At 55.7% G+C, this 18,014-nt stretch carries 15 protein-coding genes; 14 read left to right on the top strand and 1 reads right to left on the bottom strand.

Annotation, left to right across the window (positions count from 1 at the left end; translation table 11 throughout):
• Nucleotides 1-61 precede the first annotated feature (61 nt).
• A complete protein-coding gene (locus tag BMZ79_RS20220; protein WP_090643003.1) occupies nt 62-2,365 on the top strand; it encodes a glycoside hydrolase family 3 N-terminal domain-containing protein in 2,304 nt (767 codons plus the stop codon).
• A gap of 163 nt (nt 2,366-2,528) precedes the next feature.
• Here the strand turns inward: BMZ79_RS20220 and BMZ79_RS20215 are convergent, their stop codons facing one another.
• Complete coding sequence (locus BMZ79_RS20215; protein WP_090643001.1) at nt 2,529-3,449, bottom strand: helix-turn-helix domain-containing protein; 921 nt, start codon at nt 3,447-3,449, stop codon at nt 2,529-2,531.
• 391 nt (nt 3,450-3,840) lie between these two features.
• Between BMZ79_RS20215 and BMZ79_RS20210 the strand changes: the two genes are divergently transcribed.
• The 13 genes from BMZ79_RS20210 (at nt 3,841) to BMZ79_RS20150 (ending at nt 17,959) form a co-directional block, all read left to right on the top strand.
• Nucleotides 3,841-4,527, top strand: coding sequence for a GntR family transcriptional regulator (locus BMZ79_RS20210; RefSeq protein ID WP_090642998.1), 687 nt, complete (start codon nt 3,841-3,843; stop codon nt 4,525-4,527).
• A gap of 19 nt (nt 4,528-4,546) precedes the next feature.
• On the top strand, nt 4,547-5,707 hold the full coding sequence (locus BMZ79_RS20205) for a Gfo/Idh/MocA family protein (protein WP_090642995.1): 1,161 nt from the start codon (nt 4,547-4,549) through the stop codon (nt 5,705-5,707).
• A gap of 28 nt (nt 5,708-5,735) precedes the next feature.
• Entirely contained in the window at nt 5,736-6,836 is a 1,101-nt protein-coding gene (gene uxuA / locus BMZ79_RS20200) for a mannonate dehydratase (protein WP_090642992.1), read from the top strand.
• Nucleotides 6,812-7,660, top strand: a complete 849-nt coding sequence (locus BMZ79_RS20195) for an SDR family oxidoreductase (RefSeq protein WP_090642990.1) — start codon at nt 6,812-6,814, stop codon at nt 7,658-7,660. Before uxuA ends, BMZ79_RS20195 begins: the two co-directional genes overlap by 25 nt.
• Before the next feature lie 100 nt (nt 7,661-7,760).
• On the top strand, nt 7,761-8,729 hold the full coding sequence (locus BMZ79_RS20190; protein WP_090642988.1) for an ABC transporter permease: 969 nt from the start codon (nt 7,761-7,763) through the stop codon (nt 8,727-8,729).
• Between the two features lie 13 nt (nt 8,730-8,742).
• Nucleotides 8,743-9,603: a carbohydrate ABC transporter permease gene (locus tag BMZ79_RS20185; protein ID WP_090642986.1), complete on the top strand. Its 861-nt coding sequence runs from the start codon at nt 8,743-8,745 to the stop codon at nt 9,601-9,603.
• A gap of 90 nt (nt 9,604-9,693) precedes the next feature.
• Complete coding sequence (locus BMZ79_RS20180; protein ID WP_256252911.1) at nt 9,694-11,295, top strand: extracellular solute-binding protein; 1,602 nt, start codon at nt 9,694-9,696, stop codon at nt 11,293-11,295.
• 221 nt (nt 11,296-11,516) lie between these two features.
• Nucleotides 11,517-12,275 (top strand): IclR family transcriptional regulator, encoded by a 759-nt coding sequence (locus BMZ79_RS20175; RefSeq protein WP_090642979.1) that lies wholly within the window; start codon nt 11,517-11,519, stop codon nt 12,273-12,275.
• Between the two features lie 90 nt (nt 12,276-12,365).
• A complete protein-coding gene (locus BMZ79_RS20170; protein WP_090642978.1) occupies nt 12,366-13,241 on the top strand; it encodes a fumarylacetoacetate hydrolase family protein in 876 nt (291 codons plus the stop codon).
• 67 nt (nt 13,242-13,308) lie between these two features.
• Nucleotides 13,309-14,775: an alpha-ketoglutaric semialdehyde dehydrogenase GucD gene (gucD, locus tag BMZ79_RS20165; protein WP_090642975.1), complete on the top strand. Its 1,467-nt coding sequence runs from the start codon at nt 13,309-13,311 to the stop codon at nt 14,773-14,775.
• 26 nt (nt 14,776-14,801) lie between these two features.
• Nucleotides 14,802-15,887: a Gfo/Idh/MocA family protein gene (locus BMZ79_RS20160; protein WP_090642972.1), complete on the top strand. Its 1,086-nt coding sequence runs from the start codon at nt 14,802-14,804 to the stop codon at nt 15,885-15,887.
• Nucleotides 15,888-15,984: 97 nt separating this feature from the next.
• Nucleotides 15,985-16,851, top strand: a complete 867-nt coding sequence (locus tag BMZ79_RS20155; RefSeq protein WP_218154737.1) for an aldo/keto reductase — start codon at nt 15,985-15,987, stop codon at nt 16,849-16,851.
• 127 nt (nt 16,852-16,978) lie between these two features.
• On the top strand, nt 16,979-17,959 hold the full coding sequence (locus BMZ79_RS20150; RefSeq protein WP_177222232.1) for an Ldh family oxidoreductase: 981 nt from the start codon (nt 16,979-16,981) through the stop codon (nt 17,957-17,959).
• Nucleotides 17,960-18,014: the final 55 nt, after the last annotated feature.

The following is an 18,014-nucleotide window of genomic DNA, read 5'->3' as shown; positions in this document are numbered from 1 at the left end:
GGTACGTTTATCAAGATTTGCTAGTTTTGCAGGCAACACGAACAATCGAGGTGAGGCGGCAATGGAAACGTACAAACGGCAGGATAGACCGGTTAGCGAGCGCATCGACGATTTGATGGCGAGAATGACGCTTAAGGAAAAGGTTGGTCAACTGAATCAACGCATGTACGGCTGGGACGCTTACGAGAAGAAGGAAGACGGCGCGTATGCGTTAACGGACGCATTCAAGCAAGAGGTCGAGCACTTCGACGGCATGGGCGCTCTTTACGGATTGTTCCGAAGCGACCCGTGGTCGGGCGTCGATTATGCGAACGGCATTGCCGCGGAACACAGTGCGGCCGTCGCCAACGAGATCCAGCGATACGTCAAGGAGCATACCCGTTTGGGCATTCCCGTGCTGCTGAGCGAAGAAAGTCCGCACGGGCATCAGGCGCTGGACGGAACCATGCTGCCGGTCAATCTGAACGCGGGTTCGACCTGGAATCCGGAGCTGATGGAGCGGGCTTACGGCCTGACCGCAGCCGAAATTCGCGGCAGAGGCGCCCATCTCGGCTTGGTCTCCGTGCTTGATATCGCGCAAGATCCAAGATGGGGACGCACGGAGGAATGTTTTGGCGAGGATCCGTATTTGGCTGCTGCGTTCACGAGAGCGGCGGTAAGAGGCATGCAGGGCGATGGCGGCCTTGGGAGCGACGGAAGCGTCGCCGCCGTGCTGAAGCATCTTTGCGCCCAAGGCGCAGGCATCGGCGGCAAGAACGCCGGTCCCGCCAACATCGGGGAGCGCGAGCTGCGAGAGATCCATTTATTCGCCGCGTTCGCGGGAGCTAAGGCGGGAGCGGCAGGGTTCATGGCGGCTTATAACGAGATCGACGGCATGCCTTGTCATGCGAATCGCAAGTTGTTGACGGATATTTTGCGGGAGGAATGGGGCTTCGATGGCATCGTTATGGCCGACGGCCAAGCGGTTGACCGGCTGCTGGCGTTAACGGGAAGCCATGAAGGCGCAGCCGCGCTCGCTTTGTCCTCGGGCGTTGACTTAAGCTTATGGGACAAGTCGTTTACGACGCTCGAAGCGGCGGTGTCGTCCGGACTCGTCGACGAATCCGAAGTCGATCGGGCATTACGGCGCGTGCTTCGCCTAAAGTTCGAACTTGGCTTGTTTGACCAGCCTTACACGGACGAATCGAAAGCGGCTTCCGGCATTGGCAGCCCCGAGCTGAAAGCCCTTAATCTGAACATCGCGCGCGAATCGGCCGTGCTTCTCAAGAACGAACGCGACCGGCTGCCGCTGAACGGGAGCGGCAAGCGCATCGCGGTCATCGGCCCCAATGCAGATCAGATGTATCATCAGCTTGGAGACTATACGAGCGTGCAGCGTCCTAAGACGGGCTCTACCGTCCTTCAAGGCATCCGCATGGCCGCTCCTGCCGATGCGACCATCGACTATGCGCGCGGCTGCGGCATCCGCTCATCGTCCGCAGAAGAATTGGAAGAAGCCGTTGCGGCAGCCAAGGCTTCGGATGTTGCCGTGTTAGTGCTGGGCGGCAGCAGCGCAAGACAGTTCGGCGATCTGTTCGACGGCAACGGCGAAGCGGTCATCGGACAGGAGACAGCATACGAGATGGATTGCGGGGAAGGCGTCGATCTTGCGGATTTGCGGCTGGGAGAAGCGCAGCGGCGGCTGGCGGAAGCGGTAGCGGCAACCGGTGTGCCGATCGTCGTCGTGCTGATCCAAGGCCGCCCTCATGCCATCGAAGAGGTGGACAAGCTGGCGGACGCAATCCTATGCGCTTGGTATCCGGGCCAGGAAGGCGGCCAGGCGATCGGCGAAATCTTGTTCGGCATCGTGAACCCGAGCGGCAAGCTTCCCGTCTCCATGCCGCGTTCGTCCGCTCAGCTTCCGGTCTATTATAACCAGAAGGACCCGGGTCGGGTCCGCGATTACGTCGATATGCCGTCCGCGGCGTTATATTCGTTCGGTCACGGGCTCAGCTACACCCGGTTCGACTATGAAGAGCTCCGGTTGTCCGCCGCTTCGATCGCCGCTGCGGATCTCTCGAACGGCGAGCAAGTGAAGGTTCGCGTCAAAGTCCGAAATGCGGGCGACGTTGCAGGCTTAGAAACGGTGCAGCTGTACTTGAAAGCCCGTGAATCGGGCATTACAAGACGGATCGCGGAGCTCAAGGGCTTTGCTAAGGTAGCGTTGCAGCCGGGCGAGACGAGAGAGATCGCGTTCAGCCTTGGTGCCGAGGAATTAGGCTATTGGGACAACGCCATGAACTTCGGCGTGAAGGCGTGCAAGGTGACCGTAATGGTCGGCGGCGGTTTGCAGCAAACACTTCAAGCGGAGCTCGCGATTATGTAGCGACGGATCATGGACTAAGCACTAAGCACCTTACCGAAAATTTCGGTAAGGTGCTTTTTTTGGCATACGGCCAGCGCGGGCGCTTCAAGTACGCTTATCGAGCTTCATCATGCGGGCTAAAGATGAACGCTCTCTGAAGGAGGTCAAGCGGTGGGAGAGGGGATTAACCGCCTCCTCCTGCTCGATTCGTTGGGGCGATCACGCTCGCGCCGCTTCTGCACTCGCTTGGGGTCATGCCGGTCCAACGCTTGAATTGGCGGCTGAAGTGGGCGCTTGTTTTATACCCCAGCATCATTGCGATATGGTCGATCGACATGTCCGTCTGAAGCAACAGGCGCTGAGCCTCGCTTAACAACATTTCCGACATATATTTGCGGGGAGCCTTCCCGTAAACCTGTTGAAATATCCGATTTACCTGTGATGAACTCAATTTCAAGGCTTCGGCTATATCTTGGACGTATGTTCTTCCGCTGTCTTCCATTTGGCCATGATGCAGGCTGCCGCGGATCGAAGCCTCGATGTTTTCGGCGATGCGGCTGGCCACTAATTCCTTTTTCGTAAGTACGACGTGATCGGTTTGGGACAGCTGCTCCACCAGCGTTCCCAAAAGCTCAAACACGGCAGCGTATGCCTTCATGGTTTTTGCGGCGGAAAGCGGTCGCCTCCTGTTTTCGGTCGCAAGCTCGCATAAGTCCGTTAGGAAGGGGGCCAATTCTTGGACAAGGGGAGAAGATACTTCGTAGCAGGCGGTTTGAAGGCGCTCCAGCTCCCTGGTGAAAGCGGGATCGGATACGCTGAAATGCACGCAAAAATAAGTGAAGCCATGAGAGCCTGCCGACTTGCACGAATGGATGATTCCCGGACGTATAACGAGCAGATCGCCCTTTTTTTGAACGTAATTCCGGCCCTCGACGATCATCTTCATGTCCCCTTCGATCATCCAATGAAGCTCGTACATCGGATGTTCATGGGATGGATAGGTCCAACGGGAACCCACTTCGCGAATATGCAGCCCCATCAGATGAAAGGCCATTCGAACGTCGGGAAGCCTGCCTATTTCGATTTCGGCGGTCATTACAGACATAGTGATACGTCCCCCTTGTTCTCCAAACTCTTCCATACCGATTATACAGCGCTTTCATTTGCGAGAAATGCTTGAAATGGGTAAATGGTGTTCACGATTAGCGCATCGTCAACACCGCCGAGGGGGTGGTATGTTAGTCATATCACAGGCCAAAGCGAGCAAACAATCGATCCGAAAGACGTCAACCGCATGGGATGGCTGGTACGCCTCCATGCAAAGCGGACGGCCGATTAAAGCCTCATGCAGCGATCCGGAACACGCCGCTCATGCCGGTATACTAGGGTAACTAGTCATCCTGACTGTTTTGCTTACGCTTTTTGTAAGCGCTTATCGCACGTGCGTTTCGTACCTGCTGGAAGGAAATCGCAATTCATCGGGTTGGAGGAAACTTATGAGTATTCAGATTGACGTTTCTAGAGACAAGAGAGGACTCATCCGGGATTTCGTATACGCCGCCTTGAAGAAAAACATCATGGAGCTGCGACTCGAACCGGGGCAATTCATCTCGGAAAAAGAACTGGTCGAAATGCTGCAAGTGAGCAGGACCCCGATTCGCGAAGCGTTAGTCAAACTCGCGCAGGAGGAATTAATCGAAACCACTCCTCAGAAGGGCTCCATGATATCGCTTATCGATTTGCAGCACGCGGAAGAATCCCGGTTTGTCCGAAAAACGTTGGAATCCGCCGTTGTTCGGGAAGCCTGCGAGCTGCTCGACAAGGAACGGGTGTTTCATCTGCAGCATCTCGTCTCGCTGCAAGAACTGTGCCAATCCGAACAGCATTACGGGCGTTTGTTCGAGCTCGATGAAGAGTTTCATAAATCCATTATGATCGGCTGCGGCCGAGCCCGTACGTGGGGATTGATTCAACAAATGGCCACGCACGACAACCGCATTCGGATTTTACGGCTTGCTTCCGATTCCGACTGGAAAATCATACTTGCCCAGCATCGCGGCATCGTTCGCGCGATCAAGGAGAGGGATCCCGACCAAGCTGAAATCATGCTAAGGGATCATTTGGAGCTGGTCGTGATCGAGAAAGAAAATTTAAAACAGAAGCACGCCACATTTTTTAAATAGGTCGAAGGAGTGAAGGACGATGATTAAAGTAGCTGTTATCGGTACCGGCGGCATCGCAAATGCGCATTTGGAGGCGTATGTCTCCGCGTTCGGGGGAAGATGCCGGGTCGTTGCGTTATGCGACATTTACGAGGAGAAGGCACTCCGGGATAAAGAGAGGTTTCAGCTCGACTGCAGGGTCGAACAAGACTATCGCAAGCTGCTGGACAGCGATATCGATCTGGTGTCGATCTGCACCCCGCCGTATACGCACGCTCAACTCGCGATCGATTTTTTGCGAGCCGGAAAGCATGTATTGGTAGAGAAGCCGATGTCTTCTTCCATGGAGGAATGCGACCGCATGCTGGAAGCGGCTTCGGCGTCGAAGCGCATCTTGTCCGTCATCGGGCAAAACCGGTTCAGGGATCCGATCATGAAGCTGAAGCGTACGCTCGACACCGGGAAGGCAGGCAAAATCGTGCACGCGCAGGTGGATTCCCACTGGTGGCGAGGGCATTGCTATTACGATCTGTGGTGGAGAGGCACTTGGGACAAGGAAGGCGGCGGCTGTACGCTGAACCACGCCGTTCATCATATCGACATGCTGCAGTGGATGATGGGGATGCCGGACAAAGTCCATGCGGTGATGACCAATACGTCGCATGATAACGCGGAAGTCGAGGACATCTCCATAGCCATTCTGGCTTACGGCAACGGAAGCCTGGCGCAAATTACAAGCTCCGTCGTGCATCACGGAGAGGAACAGCAGCTTATCTTCCAAGGGGAAAAGGCGAGAATCTCCGCCCCCTGGAAGGTTTATGCGTCCACCTCCAAGGAAAACGGATTTCCGGTTCGGAACACCGCGCTCGAGGAGGAGCTCGAGAACACGTACAACGGCATGGAAGACCTCCCGTATACCGGTCATGCCGGACAAATCGACGATGTGATGAAGGCGATCGAAAGCGGATCGCTGAGCGTGCTCATCGACGGCAGCGAAGGACGCAACACGCTCGAATTGATCACGGCCATCTACGAAGCGGCGGCTACAGGCAAGAGCGTAAGCCTGCCTTTAACGAAGGACAGCCCGTTCTATTCGAGGGACGGCTTGCTTGCGAACGCTCCGCGTTTTTACGAGAAGACCTCGTCGGTCGTTTCTTTCTCGACGAACGACATTACGCTTGGCAGCGAGTATAAGAAATAACCCATGACGCCTTTGGGAGGAATGGACGATGAGAATGGTATTCAGATGGTTTGGCGAAGGCAATGATACGGTAACGCTTGGCCAAATCAGGCAAATTCCCGGCGTGGAAGGCATTGTCTGGGCGCTTCACGACATCCCTGCAGGGGAAGCGTGGCCGCTCGATAGAATGCTGGAGATCAAAAAGCAGGCCAGCGAATACGGCTTTCATACGGAGGTTGTAGAGAGCGTTAACGTTCACGAGGATATCAAGCTGGGCCTGCCGACCAGGGACAACTATATCGACAACTATAAAACAACGGTCGAGAGGCTGGCAAAGGTCGGCGTGAAAGTGATTTGCTATAACTTCATGCCGGTTTTCGACTGGATCCGCACGCATTTATTCGAGCCGCTAGCGGACAATTCCACTGCGCTTTTTTATGAAAAGGCTAAGATCGACAGCATGAATAATCCCGAGGAGCTCGTGCGCGTCATCAACGAGAATCCGGACTTCACGATGCCGGGCTGGGAGCCGGAGAGAATGAAGCGTCTGCCCGCGCTGTTCGAGGCGTACAAGAACGTGACGGAAGAGGACCTGTGGAACAACCTCCGCTACTTTTTGGAACAGATCATTCCGGTGTGCGAGGTCAACGACATCAAAATGGCCATTCATCCGGACGATCCGCCGTGGTCGCTATTCGGGCTGCCGAGAATCATAACGGACCGGGAAAATATCCGCAGAATGCTAAGCTTGGTGGATAGTCCTAATAACGGCGTCACGCTGTGCAGCGGGTCGCTTGGCATCAACCCGGACAACCATGTGGCGGACATGGTGAGGGAATTTGCGGACCGCATTCCGTTCGCCCATATCCGGAATGTGAGGCTGTACGACAACGGCAATTTCATCGAGACCTCTCACCGATCCCAGGACGGTACGCTCGACATCTGCGATATTGTCAAGGCGTATCATGAGAGGGGCTTTACGGGCTTTGCCAGGCCGGACCACGGCAGACAAATTTGGAACGAGCAGTGCCGTCCCGGATACGGGCTGTACGACCGGGCTCTCGGCATTATGTATTTGTGGGGCATTTGGGACTCGCTCGAAAGAACGAAACGGGGGGCGGCGGCATGCATGCAATCAACGTCAATTTGAATGGCAAGGTAGCGGTTATTACGGGAGGAAGCGGCGTTCTATGCTCCGCCATGGCGCGGGAGCTTGGCCGGCATGGCGTGAAGGTGGCCGTATTAAACCGCACGGCGGAAAAAGGAGAGGAGGTTGCGGCGGACATCAGAGAAGCCGGCGGGGAAGCGATCGCCGTTGCCTGCAACGTGCTGGATGCGGATAGCGTAAGGGCGGCGGAACAAACGGTGACGCGCCGGCTGGGCGCCTGCGACATGCTCATCAACGGGGCGGGAGGCAACCATCCCATGGGAAGCACGACGAATGAAACGCTGAAGCCGGAGGATCTGGGAAATAAAGCGATCACGACATTCTTCGATCTGACCGAGGAAGGCTTCAGCCATGTGCTCAACTTGAATCTCCTCGGAACGCTCATTCCTGCGCAGGTTTTCGCCAAAACGATGATCAACCGCCAAGGTGCCGTCATGATCAATATTTCTTCGATGAGCGCGCCAAGCCCGATGACGAAGGTTCCGGCGTACAGCGCGGCGAAGGCGGCGATTGATAATTTCACGCAGTGGCTGGCCGTTCATATGGCGGATGCGGGCATCAGGGTCAATGCGATCGCCCCGGGCTTCTTCTTGACGGAGCAAAACAGAAGGCTGCTTCAGAACGAAGACGGCTCTTTAACCGTCCGGTCCCATAAAATCATCGCCCATACGCCAATGAGAAGATTCGGAAAGCCGGAAGATCTTCTGGGCACGTTATTGTGGCTGGCGGACGATAAGCTGTCCGGTTTTGTAACCGGTATCACGGTGCCGGTAGACGGGGGGTTTATGGCTTACTCGGGCGTATAACGGGGAAGCGGTCTCGGATTGGGGCAACGGGGTGGGGATACTTCTTCCATGCCTACGCTCTCAGCAAGTCGAGAAACCAGCAAAACGGAGGTGGTCGTTGATGAAAGCCACGAATAGCAGCGTTGCTCTGGATAGGAAGGTTAGCGTTGGAGCGCCGCCGCAACAAAAGAAAGGATTGTTTTATTATCTTAAAAAAGATTTTGTGCTGTACCTTATGTTGCTGGTCCCTATTGCCTATATCGTGACCTTTAAATATGCGCCCATGTATGGCATCCAGATTGCATTCAAGGATTACAATCTTTTTCAGGGCGTCAGCAGGAGTCCGTGGAATCATTTTGAAACCTTCAAGCAAATTTTTTCATCGCTGCAATTCTTTCAGGTGGTTCGAAATACGTTGATGCTGAACGGTTTGGATTTGATTATGGGATTTCCGGCGCCGATTATGTTGGCTCTTTTGCTCAATGAACTGGTATGGAAGACGTTCAAAAAGGTAAGCCAGACCATCCTGTATCTGCCGCATTTCCTTTCCTGGGTGATTATCGGCGGAATTGTCGCGCAGCTGCTTTCTCCCACGGGTATGATAAACGCCTTGATTGGCCATATGTGGGGCCAACCGTTCCCGTTCCTCACGAACAAATACGCGTGGGTGGCAACGTATGCTTTGGTTGGCGTATGGCAGAACGCAGGATGGGGGACGATTTTGTATCTTGCCGCCATGACGGGAATCGACAAGCAGCTGTATGAAGCCGCCGACGCGGATGGCGCCGGAAGAATCAGGCGGATATGGCATATTACGCTGCCGGGGATCAGACCGACCATCGTGATTCTGCTGATCCTGCAGCTCGGCAATATTATGGCGGTTAACTTCGATCGTCCGTTCAACATTCAAAACAACCTCGTGATGGATTACGGCGACGTTATCAGCACCTATGTTTATCGGGTAGGCATTCAATCCGCGAACTTCTCCGTCGGTGCGGTCGTCGGCCTGTTCCAGTCCGTGATTTGCTTAATCTTTCTGGTTACCTCTAATTTTCTTACCCGTAAATTAGGCGAAAACGGAATCTGGTGAGGAGGTACCGACCATGTCGCAAATTTCAAAAAACAGGGTTGTTGATTATACGGCAGCCTTCGTTATTTTATTGACGGTTATTGTATGCCTGGTTCCATTTCTCTATATTCTATCGCAATCGCTTAGCTCCAACAGGGCGATAATCTCCCAGGCCGTAACCATCTATCCGATCGACTTTAATATCGAAGCCTATAAAGTCGTATTCGGGGATGACGGGATGTTGTACTCCTTGTTCTATACGGTGTTGCTGACGGTCGCGTTCGTGCTCCTTGCATTGACCGTTACGATTCTCGCGGCGTACCCGCTGACCAAAAAAAGACTCAAGGGCAGGAATGCGTTATTGTTAATCATGCTGTTTACCATGTATTTTAGCGGCGGGTTGATTCCGGATTATCTGAACGTCAAGAGCCTGAGCCTATTGGACACGCCATGGGCGCTGATCCTTCCGGGTATGTTGAGCGTCTACTACATGATCATCTTGAAATCGTTCTTTCAGAACTTGCCCGATAGCCTGGAGGAAGCCGCGCACTTGGACGGATGCAACGAGCTGCAGATTCTGCTTAAGATCGTGCTGCCTCTTTCCAAGCCGGCGCTTGCCACGGTCAGTTTGCTATATGCCGTATTCCGGTGGAATTATTTTCAGGATGCGCTGTTCTACATCACGGACCAGCAACTCTACACGATCCAGCTTAAGCTGTATAACGTGATCAATATTTCGCAGCAAATGTCCGGCGAGAACGTCAACGTGAATCTGCCTTCGGAGGCCTTGAAAGCGGCAAGCATCATGTTCGGTACGATTCCGATTCTTCTCGTGTACCCGTGGCTCCAGAAATACTTTGTATCCGGGATTATGATCGGTGCCGTTAAAGGTTGATATAGGCGCGCGAAATGGATGTTTTCATCGATTTCGCGAATTTATATAAAAAAATTGGTTCACTATCCATTTTAAAAAGGAGCGATTTCGTTGAAGGTAAAGGCACAAAGATCGATCTGCGTTTCTTTGGTAGCGCTATCAATCGCGTCTGCGTTGACCGCCTGCCAGAGCAATACGTCAAGCGGCACGCAAAATGGCGCGGCAGACGCGACAAAAGAACATCGAACATTAACGGTCGAAGTGTTCGACAGAGGCAAACCCGGGCAGCCGGACTTGAATAATAACTTCTGGACCACGTACATCAACGATAACTTCGGCAAGCAGTTTAATGCCACGGTCAAATTCGTCTCGGTTCCCAGGGCTCAGGAAGTCGACAAGCTGAATGTCTTGATGGCGGCAGGCCAGGCGCCTGACATCTCCTACACCTACAACCAGGGCGTTGTTTATAATTATGTGCAGCAGGGCGGCTTGGCAGAGCTGGATTCAGTCCTTCAGGAGCATGGATCCACGCTTACGAAGTATCTTGGCGATGATGTCTTAAAGTACGGCAAATTCAACGGCAAGCAGTATGCCGTACCGGGCAAGCGGACGGTTCTCGCGGGTTCGAATACGTTCATCCGCAAAGACTGGCTCGATAAATTAGGTCTTCCCGTTCCTACGACGCCGGAAGAGTTCTATGACACCATGGTTGCGTTCAAAGAGAAGAACCCTGGGAAGGTTACCGGGGTCATTCCTTATGCTTATTCCCTGCAACCCGCAAATCCCGGGCTGAGCTATATACCGGAAGCCTTCAAACCATCCAACCTTACCGAGGAACAGGTTGCCACGCTGCAGCCGAAAGCGATCTGGGAGGCGAACTGGAGCATGCCCGGGTTTGATAAAGCCGTTCAATACATGAACAAGATGTATCATGCCGGCTTGATCAGCCCGAATTTCGCCACGGACAAGGACGGAAAACTATCGGACGCGGATATTTCCAATGGAAAAGTCGGAGCGTTCCAAACGAACTGGGACGGTCCGTACAGGACAGCCCCCGGTACCTACGCCAACCTTGTAAAGAACGTTCCCGGCGCCGAGCTTATTCCGATCGATCCCTGGCAGAACGATGCGGGCAAGCATCCGAAGAACGGGTACAGCCCAAATGGCATGTACGTCATTATCCCCAAATCCAGCAAGAACGTTGACCTTGCCGTACAGTACCTCAACTGGATGGCCGACCCTAAGGTAACCCTCTTCCTCCAGAACGGTCAGGAAGGCGTGGACTACGACATGGTGAATGGGGTTCCAAAACAGACCGGAACGACGAGTTCAGGCGATAAGTTGATGACGGTAGCCAACAACCTCGACTATGATATTCTTTCAAACGGCATCGAACTGGGCGATCCGAAAAAGAATGAAGCCGCCATTTCCGCGGGTTATCCCGGTTATGAGAAGGATGTCGAGAATGCGTTGAAGGTAGGCATGGTCGACTATTATACGAACTACTTCTATTCCATACCGAATGCGGCCGATGCCAAAAACAACGCGGCGCTTAAGAATCTGTCGGCACAAATGCTTGCCAAACTGATCGTTGCGAAACCGGCTGAAGTAGACAGCCTGTACAAAACATTGGTTCAGCAGTACATGGATCAAGGCGGCAAGGCAGTCGAAGACGAGTATATCAAGAACTACAAGGATCAGAATAGCAAATAACCTCGCGTGTTCCAAATAGTCGCCTTGAGCGGCTATTTTTTTGCAAAGGGACCACGCGCATTCCCTCGCACGCGGAGGCGTCGAGTACCGGTTTGGTTCGCGTCCGGATGCGAGTGTGAATCGCCGGTAATTGCTGGACGGAAAAACGCTCCTCTGCTAAGATGAAATTATATTATAGAATGCCGTTTGATATTATAGAACATTAGAAAAGGCTGATCATCATGCCCATCATCCAGGCGTTGGACCGCTCGTTAAAAATCATCGACCTGTTCGACGAGCAGAACCGGGAACTGAAAATAACCGATATCAGCCGGCAGATGAATTTGCACAAAAGCACCGTTCATTCGCTGTTAAAGACGCTGCAGCTGCACGGCTACATCGACCAGGACGAGGAGACGGGCAAGTACCGGCTGGGAATGCGGCTCGTGGAGAAAGGACAGCTGCTGCTGCAAGGTTTGGACATCCGCCAAGCGGCAAGGCCGCATCTGCTCAAACTGTCCGATCGGACGGGGCAAACCGCTCATCTGGTCGTGCTCGACAGGACGGAAGGCGTGTACATCGATAAGGTCGAAGGGGCCAAAGCGGTCATTCGTTATTCCCGGATCGGACGGCGCGTGCCGCTGCACAGCAGCGCGGTCGGCAAAGTGCTCGCGGCGTATCAGCCGCCGAATATGCTCGCGCGGATGTTAAGCGGGTACAGCTACAGTCGGCACACGCCGCATACCATCGACGGCGAACAAGCGTTTCTCGCGGAACTCGAGCGGGTGCGCGAAAGCGGGATCGCCTATGACCGCGAGGAGAACGAAGCGGGCGTACGCTGCGCCGCCGCTCCGGTATTCGACCATAACGGCCATGTCGCCGCCGCGATCAGCGTGTCCACGCTCCTTTCCCATGTCGATGAAGCGATGCTGGCCCGTTTTGTCGCGCTGCTGCTGGAGGCAACCAAACCGATTTCGCTTCAATTGGGTTACCGCGATTGACCCTATGAAAGCTGCGGTTGTTTGATGCGACCGCTTCTTCCTTATTTTTCGCGAACGTGGTTTTGTACGCTATAACGAAAGGGTGATCTTATGCGAATCATTCGATTCATGGAAGGCGATGCTCGCGTACTGGCCGCATTGACGGACGAGAATCAGGTGTACCCGCTGCCGGATTCCGATTTTATGACGCTTGTCCGGAGAGCGGACCGCGAAGGATGCTCGGTATTGGAAGCGGTTAACCGCCAGATTGCCGGAGCCGTTCCTTCGGATAAGGACTTCGGGTCGCTCGCTCTCGCGGCGCCGATCGATGCTCCCGAAGTGTGGGCGGCGGGCGTTACCTATCTGCGGAGCAAGGAAGCGCGCAATTACGAAGCAACGCGCGGCCGGCTGGACGCGTCGACGTTCTACGACAAGGTGTACGATGCGGAGCGGCCGGAGCTGTTCATGAAATCGACGGCTGCCCGTACGGTAGGACCGGGCGGCGACGTTTGTCTGCGCAGCGACTCGTCCTGGCAGGTGCCGGAGCCCGAGCTTGCGCTCGTGCTCGACGGCGGCGGCGGCATTGTCGGCTACACCATCGGCAACGACATGAGCTGCCGCGATATCGAGGGCGAGAATCCGCTCTACCTGCCGCAGGCGAAAATCTGGCGCCAGTCCTGCTCCATCGGTCCGGCGATCAGGTTGGCCGACGCGATGTCCGATCCGTACAAGCTGACGATCACGTGCCGAATTTTCCGGGACGGCGAGAAGGTCGTCGAGGAATCGGCGAGCACGGGCCAATTGAAGCGGAAGCTGGACGAGCTGGTCGCTTATTTGGCCAAGGACAACAGCTTGTTCGACGGCACCGTTCTGCTGACGGGCACTTGCATCGTGCCTCCGAATCAATTTACCCTGGCGCCCGGAGACCGGATCGAAATCGACATTACGGGAATCGGCACGCTGACGAATACGGCCGTCTCCGCTTAGCAATAAGCGCATTTGTATAAAAGGATGTCGTTCATTTCCCTATTTTTTATGAGAGGATGGATCGTCAATGCGTTCTGTTCAAGAGCCTCAAGTCATCGGCAATTATATCGGCGGCCAGTGGAAGGCGCCGGCAGGCGGCGGGAGTACGCCGAGCATCAATCCCGCCAGGAAGAGCGAAATCGTCGGCTACGTGCCCGATTCGCAGATCGGCGATTTGAATGAGGCCGTGGAGGCCGCGGAAGCGGCCAGACGGTCTTGGCGCAAGCTGGCCGGCTCGCAGCGCGGCGCGCTGCTGTTCAAGGCGGCGGACGCGATGGAGCGCAGGCTCGACGAGATCGGGCGGACGATGTCGCGGGAGATGGGCAAGACGTTCGCCGAGGCGAAAGGCGAGACGGCGCGCGGCGTGGCGATTCTGCGCTATTATGCGGGGGAAGGCATGCGGAAAATCGGCGACGTCATTCCGTCGACCGACGCCGATGCGTTCATGTTTACGACCCGTTCGCCGCTCGGCGTCGTGGGCGTTATTTCCCCGTGGAATTTTCCGGTGGCGATTCCGGTCTGGAAGATGGCTCCGGCTTTGATTTACGGCAACGCGGTCGTGTGGAAGCCGGCGACGGAAACGGCGGTAACCGCCGCGAAGATCGCGGAATGTTTCCATCAAGCGGGACTGCCGGCCGGGGTCCTGAACATGGTCATCGGCGGCGGCCGCGTCATCGGGCAGGGGATCGCTTCGCATCCCGGCATTCACGGCGTGACGTTCACCGGTTCCAACGAGGTCGGCAAGCAAATCGGCCAAACCGCATTGAGCCGCGGGGCGAAATATCAGCTGGAGATGGGCGGGAAGAATCCGATCGTCATCGCCGCGGACGCCGATCTCGACCTGGCCGTCGAAGCGACGATTAGCGGCGGGCTGCGCTCCACCGGCCAAAAATGCACGGCTACGAGCCGCGTTATCGTCGTTCGCGACGTGTACGAAGCTTTCAAGGAAAAGCTGGTAAGCCAGGTCAAAGCGCTTAAAGTCGGCGACGGCCTGGAAGCATCGACGTGGCTCGGGCCTTGCGCCAACGAGAAGCAGATGGAAACCGTCCTGTCCTATATCAACCGGGGCAAAGAGGAAGGCGCGGTGCTGCTGTGCGGCGGCGAACGGCCTGAAGGCGCGGAGTTGGCGGACGGGTTCTACGTCACGCCGGCCGTATTCGACCGGGTGACGAGCGGAATGGCGATCGCGCAGGAGGAAATCTTCGGACCCGTGCTGACGCTGATCGAGGCCGACGATTTCGAATCGGCGATCGGGTTGGCGAATGATACGGAATTCGGGCTGAGCGCCTCGGTCTACACGCGGGATATCGGCAACGTGCTGTCCTTCGTTCATGAGATGGATGCCGGTCTTGTCCGGATCAATGCCGAGACGGCCGGGGTGGAGCTGCAGGCTCCGTTCGGCGGCATGAAGCAGTCGAGCTCGCATTCGAGAGAGCAGGGACAGGCTGCGATCGAGTTCTATACGTCCGTCAAAACGGTTTTTATTAAACCGTAACCGCTTCGGATAAGGTGGAATGAATGTTGGGCAAACCCGCAGTATTCGGCATTATCGGAGGGGCCGGTTTCCGGGCGCAATATTTTCTTCGCATTGCGAAGGCGCTTCCCGACCGGTTTCGGGTGAGCGCCATGACGGTCCGCGACGAGGCTAAAGGACGGGAAATGGAGAAGCGGTGGCAGGTGCCGACCTATCGGACGGTTGAGCAGATGCTGGAGGAAGACCGTCCGGACTTCGTCGTGGCGTCCGTCAGCGGTTCGGCGCAGCCGGGCTATTTGCTTCAGCTCGCCGAACTCGGCATTCCGGCGTTGGCGGAAACGCCGCCCGCGCCGAACCTCGAAGGACTGATCGAGCTGTACGAGAAGCTGACGCTCCGCGGCGCCCGCATCCAAGTCGCCGAGCAGTACCAATTCCACCCGCTGAACGAGGCCAGAATGGCCGTTATCCGGGACGGAAGGCTCGGGGAGATCACGCAGGCGACCGTATCGATATCCCATCTGTATCATGGCGTCAGTTTGCTGCGCAAAATGCTCGGCATCGGGTTCGAGGACGTCGCGATTCGCGGCATGCGGTTCGAATCCGACTGGCTGGCCGGCCCGAACCGGAGCGGCCCGCCGAAAGAGGAGAAAATCGCGACCTCGCGACGGGATCTGGCTTGGCTCGATTTCGGGAATAAGCTCGGCATCTACGATTTCACCTCCGACCAGCACCGGTCTTGGATTCGTTCCAATCATCTGTCCGTCCGCGGCGTGCGCGGCGAAATCTTCGACCGCCGTCTGAGTCTGCTGCATGATTACAAAACGGCGTGGCCGCTCGAATTCCAGCGGATCAACAAGGGCGAATGGGAAAACCCCGAAGGTTATTTCCTGCAGGGGATTATGGCGGGTGACCAGTGGGTATACGAAAATCCGTTCATACCGGGCAGGCTGTACGACGATGAGATCGCGATCGCTTCCTGCTTGCAGAAGATGGCCGTTTATGCCGCCGGCGGGCCGGATTTTTACGGGCTGCCGGAAGCGTCGCAGGACTGCTATCTCGGTTATTTGATCGAGCAGGCCATTCAAACCGGCGAGAACGTGCCGTCCGTCCGCCAGCCGTGGGCGGCGAAATAAGCGGCGAGGCGCGTTAGACCGACAAGCTATACGGTCCGAGAGGAAGATTTCATTTCTACTCCGGAAGCTTCACACCTATCTCTAAGGAGGCAGTACCATGTCAATGCCACAACGTAAGCTAGGTTCGACGGGAATCATCGCGGGGGAAATCGGAATGGGCGGCATGCCGCTGTCCGTTACCGGGCGCCCTTCCGAGGAAGACGGCATCCGAACGGTGCATGCCGCATTGGAGCAAGGCATCACACTGTTCGATACAGCCGATTCGTACTGCTTGAACGCGACCGAAAACGGTCATAACGAACGTCTGCTGGCCAAAGCTTTGCAGCATCATCCCGAAGCGGTCATCGCGACAAAAGGCGGACACATTCGTCCCGAAGGACGCTGGGAAACCGACGGCCGTCCCGAACACTTGCGTCAAGCGTGCGAGGACAGTTTGCGGGCGCTCGGCGTGGAAGCAATTACGCTCTATCAATTCCACCGTCCGGATCCTAAGGTTCCGTTTGCGGAATCCGTCGGAACCGTCGCGGAATTGCAACGGGAAGGGAAGATCGTTCACGTAGGCCTGTCGAACGTTTCCGTTGCTCAATTGGAACAAGCCCGCCAGATCGTAACGGTCGCGTCCGTTCAAAACCGCATGAACTTGTTTGACCATTCGTCCATGGACGTGCTGAAGCGCTGCGAAGAGCTCGGTATCGCCTTCCTGCCATACAGCCCTCTGAACGGCATGGGCAACGCGCGCGGCATCGGCAGCAACGAGACATTATCCCGGATCGCCGCAAGTCATGGCGCGTCGCCGCAGCAGATCGCGCTTGCCTGGCTGCTGCGGTTGTCGCCCGTGATTCTGCCGATTCCCGGCGCCAGCAAAGCGGCGAACATCGTGAACTGCGCCGGCGCATCCGACTTGGAGCTTTCCGCCGCAGACATCGACGAGTTAAACGGAATCGCCGCTCAAATCACGGCCTAATTCCATCGGGTACAAATCTGTCTCTGTACGAAACCATCGCCAAACGGGTGATGGTTTTTTACGCACCCGGTTCCGCGGATCTGTGCGGGCCGAATATTACCTTACAACCTTTGGAGGAATGGGCTGCATGAATACGGATCGAAGAGAAGGTATGAAAGTCGACAAGGAAAAGCTGAAACGTTTGGTTCGCGAGATTGCGCAAAAAGTCGGCATGCCTGAAGAAAAAGCGGCATTTTTAGCTGAATTATTAGTCAAAAACGACCTTAGAGGTATATTTAGTCACGGCACCGTACAGATCGCCGCCTATGCCCGGATTATGCGCGACGGACTGATTAATCCGGATCCGCAATGCCGTATCGCAACGGAATCCTCTGCGACGATGTTGATCGACGGAGACGGAGGCCTTGGCTATTTCGCTGCTTTCAGGGGAGCAGAGGCATTAATGGACCGCTGCCGTAAGACCGGAATTGCGGCCGCCGTTACGCGCAATCATGGACATATCGGCGCGGCGGGGATATACGCCCGTTTATTGGCCGAGAACGACCTCATTGGTTATGTCACGTCCGGACATCAGTTATCGCTGCGCCCTGAGGATTCCATCATGCGGGCAGCGGGAGGTTCTCCGATGTCATTCGCCGTGCCCGGCGGGGCAGAGGGCCCGATGGTGCTTGATTTTGGCGCCATGCATGACTTATATGAAGACTCTCCCCATGTATCGCAGCTATTCGACTTAGCGCCCGGCCTTGTTTTTCGCAGCATGGGACTGGGGTTTATGTGCCAAGCCTTGGGAGGCTTTCTGGCAGGCGTTCCGGTAGAAGAAGAGCGGGCTGCGCGCAGGTACCAAGGCGCCAATCAGGGTTCTCTCATTATTGCGCTGGATCCGGGTTCATTCCTAGATATCGGAGTTTTGAAACATGAAATGGCGGCTTATAGGAAGTTAACAAGCAACATGCGTCCAATGCCGGGGTACGATAGGGCGACATTACCCGGCGTGCTGGAATCCGAGCGCGAAGCCGATTTCGGCACCTCAGGCATTCCGGTAGACGAGCATCATAAGGCTGTCCTATCCGAGGCTGCGGCTGAATACGGCGTGGAGCTGCCCTTCTGAAGACCCTTCCATCCACCCCCTCCGCGAACGGAGGATAACGAGAGGAGTGAATGCA

This window comes from Paenibacillus sp. UNC496MF (genome assembly GCF_900113915.1).
GTDB lineage: Bacteria > Bacillota > Bacilli > Paenibacillales > Paenibacillaceae > Paenibacillus_Z > Paenibacillus_Z artemisiicola.
The sequence above is the reverse complement of the archived record's forward strand: the minus strand, read 5'-3'. Positions and strand labels throughout refer to the sequence as shown.